Raw genomic sequence first — 4550 nt, forward strand, 5'->3', positions numbered from 1 at the left:
GGGGGCATCCCTCCGGCAGAAGCTGAGGCAAACTACTGGAGGCAACTAGCCGTCAGCGACACCTCGGCAGAGGTGTCAACTTAAACCAATCGGCCTCCTTGAAACCCGGGGCGATTCAGTTCGCCAACAAACGCGCCAACCGCATCAAGGTTCTGGTGCACGACGGCATTGGCATCTGGCTGGCGGCTCGGCGCTTGCACCAGGGCAAGTTCATCTGGCCGGCGCCGGGCAATGAGCAATGGCAGTTGGAGTCTGCCCAACTCGATGCCCTGGTGCTGGGCCTGCCGTGGCAACGCATGGGGAACGCCGGCATCATCACCATGGTCTGAAGCCTGTGCGGCTTCCCGCCCAGCGCGCAATCCGTGGATCTGCGCATGACAGCGCAGGGCCTTCCTTGACACACTTGCTGCCATGGTGGTGCAGCAACAATCCCTGAACAATCTCAGCGCAGAGCAACTGCGCGAGATAGTCGCCAGCCTCATGGGCCACGTGGCTGACAAGGATGCGCAAATCGCCCGTCACCAAACCGAACTCAAGCACAGCCAGGCGCTCAACGCCAAACTCACCCACGAGAACGCGTTGCTCAAGCGCATGAAGTTCGCCGCCCAGTCCGAGCGCTTCAACGCCGAGCAGCGCAGCCTGCTCGAAGACGAGATCGAGGCCGACCTGGCGGCCGTCGCCATCGAGATCGAGCAACTCCAGCCGCCAGCGACTGCCCCCGAGGTCAAACAGCAGCCCAAACGCCAGCCGCTGCCAGCCAACCTGCCCCGGCGCGAGATCTGCCATGAACCCGAGTCGACCACCTGCCAGTGCGGCTGCCAAATGAAGCGCATCGGCGAAGACGTGGCCGAAAAGCTGGACTATGTGCCCGGGGTGTTCACGGTGGAGCGCCACATCCGTGGCAAGTGGGCCTGCGCGCAGTGCGAAACCATCACCCAGGCGCCGGTCGAGTCGCATGTGATCGACAAAGGCATCCCCACCACGGGCCTGCTGGCCCAGGTGCTGGTGGCCAAGTACGCCGACCATCTGCCTCTGTACCGCCAGGAAACCATCTTTGCTCGTTCCGGCCTGGCCATCCCCCGCTCGACTCTGGCGCAGTGGGTGGGCACCTGCGGGGTGCGGCTGCAGCCGCTGGTCGATGCGCTCAAGGCCGAGATACTCAGCCACCGCGTGCTGCACGCCGACGAGACGCCGGTGCAGATGCTCAAACCCGGCAAGGGAACGACGCACCGCGCTTACCTGTGGGCCTACGCGCCAGGCGCCTTCGAAGACATGAAGGCCGTGGTGTACGACTTCTGCGAGTCCAGGGCCGGCGAGCACGCCCGCAACTTCCTGGGCGACTGGAAAGGGGCGCTGACCTGCGACGACTTCGCTGGCTACAAGGCCCTGATCGCCAGTGGCGTGACCGAGGTCGGCTGCCTGGCGCATGCGCGGCGCAAATTCTTTGACCTGCATGCGGCCCACAAAAGCCAGATCGCCGGGTTCGCGCTGGAGCAGTTCGCCAAGGTCTACGACATCGAACGCGAGATCAAGGAGCTGAACGCCGATCAGCGCCAGAGCATTCGGCAGCAGCACAGCAAACCTGTGCTCGATGCGCTGCACCAGTGGATGACATTGCAGCGGCAAAAACTACCGGACAGCTCGGCGACGGCCAAGGCACTGGATTACAGCCTGCGGCGCTGGACTGCACTGACGCGCTTCGTCGATGATGGGCAACTGCCCGTGGACAACAATTGGATCGAAAACCAGATCCGGCCGATTGCAATTGGCAGAGCCAACTGGTTATTCGCCGGCAGCTTGCGCGCGGGCCAGCGTGCGGCGGCGGTGATGAGCCTGGTGCAGTCGGCGCGCATGAACGGGCATGACCCCTATGCCTACCTGAAGGATGTGCTCACGCGCTTGCCCACGCACAGGGCCAGCCGGGTGGAAGAATTGCTGCCGCATCGTTGGCAAGGTGCCCAGCCGTAACTGACGTTGGTGGTCAAGACGGGATCACCGCGTGCTTACGATTCGCACGCTGGAGCAGCACATGGAATGGCGTGGCAAGCCGAAGGTAATTCGTTGTGACAACGGCCCAGAATACCTGAGCACAGCCATCGTGACTTGGACGCAGAAGCTAGGTATACGGCTGGAATACATTGAGCCGGGCAAGCCGCAACAGAACGCGTACATCGAACGGTTCAATCGGACCGCGCGATACGAATGGCTCTCGCAATATCTGTGGGAAGACCTGGAGCAGGTTCGGCAGGCAGCGGCCGACTGGATGTGGACTTACAATCACGAGCGCCCAAATATGGCATTGGGCGGCTTTACCCCGAAGCAGCGGCTGGCCATGGCCGCTTAGTTTCTACTTCTGCCGACTGTGGAAAACGGGGGCATTACCGCTTCACCGGTGACGCATTTTTCTCGAGGAATGCCTACCTCGGTATCGAATCTCCGTACGGTACGTTCACCGCTGGCAGACTGACGACGCAGTTGTTCGTGTCGACCATCCTCTTCAATCCGTTTGTCGATTCCTTCGTATTCTCGCCGATGGTCTACCACGTATATATGGGGCTTGGGATGTATCCCCCTTATATGACCGATCAAGGCGCAATTGGCGACACATGTTGGAATAACGCGGTGCAATACTCAACGCCGGACTTCGGCGGCTTGTCCGCGAGTGTGATGTACGGACTCGGAAACCAGGCCGACGGAAGCGGTCAACATAAATATAGCGCCCAGTTCCTATACTTTCATGGCCCGTTTGCTGCCACCGGCGTTTATCAATACGCGAACTTTAATGTCGCCGGCGGTGACTTGGGATCTCTCATTGCCGGTATGAAAAATCAGAGCGCGGCACAAATTGGTTTTTCGTACGACCTGAAGTTTATAAAATTTTTCGCGCAGTATATGTACATAAAGAATGACGTTACTGCTGGCAGCTTCCACGTGAACACCGCACAAGGCGGCGCGACGGTGCCGGTGGGTTTAGGTTCCATGATGGCTTCATACGCGTATTCGCGAAACTCCGGAGGGAGTGACCAAACGCGTCGCACATGGGCGCTCGGATACGACTATCCCCTGTCGAAGCGTACCGATGTGTACGTTGCCTACATGAACGATCAAATCACGAGTCAGTCGACTGGCGATACGTTCGGTGTTGGCATGCGGGCGAGGTTCTGACGGAAGTAAGTCAAAGGTGCAAAGCACAACTCGAACTATGTAATTCGCTTAACTAACTTAATAGCTATGCGGGAGATAATAAAGCCAACGCCGCTATGTAGACAACGGCGAGGTGCTGGATGCTACGTTAGCGCAGGATTGCTGCGACCGTGGAGTCTTGATCTGGGAAACAACCACTAACGATCATAGTGATGAGGTAGTACGACACGTGATGCGGGCTGCAGTCGAGAGCCGAATGGCCCGATTAAAATCCAATGGTGTCCGACAGCGGCCGGCATCACATGGCAGTAAGACCCGCGCTTCGCCTACGGGCCCGAAGTCATTGAAAAAACGCGGGGTCGGGCCCGCAACGTAACGGTCTGACAGAGAACGCCGCGAACACGACCAAGCGTGACTAGAGCGACCGATCGTGGTTCGTTATCAAGCGCGAGTGCAATCTGGTCAATCATGTGGGAGCAGGTCATCGCTTACCGTTTCGGTTTAGCATAAGGCTGACTTCCTTGTCGCTCAGCATACCGATACGGCAACCAGGCGTAGATGTCCGCGGCCGGCTTTTCCGCAGTGTCCGTGTGTTGTATGCATCACTTGCGACGAGATCGCGCGGAGGTGCGTTGAGCTGAGGTCCGCGTTCGCGACGCGAATTCCGACGACAAGACACTGCTGCGGTTGTCGTCAAGCAAGGCCTACACTAACGATCGTGGCGACCATAGCAAGTCGTTGCATCAAACTCGGCCAGCAGAGATTAGCCCGGAGTTCCAGTAGCGACTGGGCGAGTTTGCCCTTGTGCCACATGCATTCGGCGTGAGTTCGAGGTTCCGGTTTCTGTCTACGATCTGATCTGTTTGATCAGATCGAGCGCGTGGCGCTGCGTCGCGTTGGGCGTGGTGACGATGTCGAATGTCGGCGCCTCAGGGCCGACTGCGGGTGTACGGCAGGTGTTGCGCACGATGCTGCCCAACTCAGCCATCAGTGTAGAGAAGCTGTGTGCGGGCGTGCCATCGTCCACGGTGCAACTGGCCACTTTTTCCTGCGCCTGCTGTGAGCGCTGCGCCGGCGCCACCGGGTCGCGCGTGGCCTTGGCCGCCTGGTCGGTGTCGGCGAACATCAGTTCACGCCAGGCTTCGCGCATGTGCCACTCCACGTAGTGGGGTCTCCTCGTTTTCAGTGCAATAAGTGACGGTACGCAAAGCTAGCACTGGCGCGGGGGTGGTCTGGGTAGACCGTTGATTTCATTGACTTTCCTGTTCGCTTTGTAAACGGGTATGGTGGCCTCCCACTTTTGAGGTTCACGATGCAGGGTTGGCACACAACGTTTTTGGGGATGCGTGGGCTCCCCCGCGATATCAGCGACTTCGAGATGAAGGCATTTTTCACCTTCGATGGTG

3 protein-coding genes and 2 pseudogenes are annotated in these 4550 nt (G+C 59.3%); 4 read left to right on the forward strand and 1 reads right to left on the reverse strand.

The window, feature by feature from the left end; genetic code table 11:
* Positions 1-98: 98 nt before the first annotated feature.
* The 4 genes and pseudogenes from tnpB to V8Z74_RS26015 form a co-directional block, all read left to right on the forward strand.
* Positions 99-329 carry an IS66 family insertion sequence element accessory protein TnpB gene (gene tnpB, locus V8Z74_RS26000; RefSeq protein ID WP_349712263.1) on the forward strand — a complete coding sequence of 77 codons (231 nt, stop codon included), beginning with the start codon at positions 99-101 and terminating at the stop codon, positions 327-329.
* An 82-nt stretch (positions 330-411) separates the two neighbouring features.
* The gene (gene tnpC, locus V8Z74_RS26005; protein ID WP_349712265.1) at positions 412-1968 is read left to right on the forward strand and encodes an IS66 family transposase; all 1557 of its coding nucleotides are present in this window, start codon (positions 412-414) and stop codon (positions 1966-1968) included.
* Positions 1969-1993: 25 nt separating this feature from the next.
* A pseudogene (locus tag V8Z74_RS26010) lies at positions 1994-2344 on the forward strand (integrase core domain-containing protein); the annotation flags it as partial.
* A 23-nt stretch (positions 2345-2367) separates the two neighbouring features.
* Positions 2368-3165 (forward strand): annotated as a pseudogene (locus tag V8Z74_RS26015) (porin); the annotation flags it as partial.
* A gap of 826 nt (positions 3166-3991) precedes the next feature.
* Here V8Z74_RS26015 and V8Z74_RS26025 read toward each other — a convergent pair.
* The gene (locus V8Z74_RS26025; RefSeq protein ID WP_338755906.1) at positions 3992-4294 is read right to left on the reverse strand and encodes a hypothetical protein; all 303 of its coding nucleotides are present in this window, start codon (positions 4292-4294) and stop codon (positions 3992-3994) included.
* Between the last annotated feature and the right edge of the window lie 256 nt (positions 4295-4550).

Origin of the sequence: Comamonas sp. w2-DMI (genome assembly GCF_040187735.1) — a bacterium.
GTDB lineage: Bacteria > Pseudomonadota > Gammaproteobacteria > Burkholderiales > Burkholderiaceae_C > Comamonas > Comamonas terrae.

Coding starts and splice junctions, on each gene's coding strand:
- tnpC (WP_349712265.1), top strand. CDS start 412: ATGGTGGTGCAGCAACAATCCCTGAACAATCTCAGCGCAGAGCAACTG.
- V8Z74_RS26025 (WP_338755906.1), bottom strand. CDS start 4,294: ATGCGCGAAGCCTGGCGTGAACTGATGTTCGCCGACACCGACCAGGCG.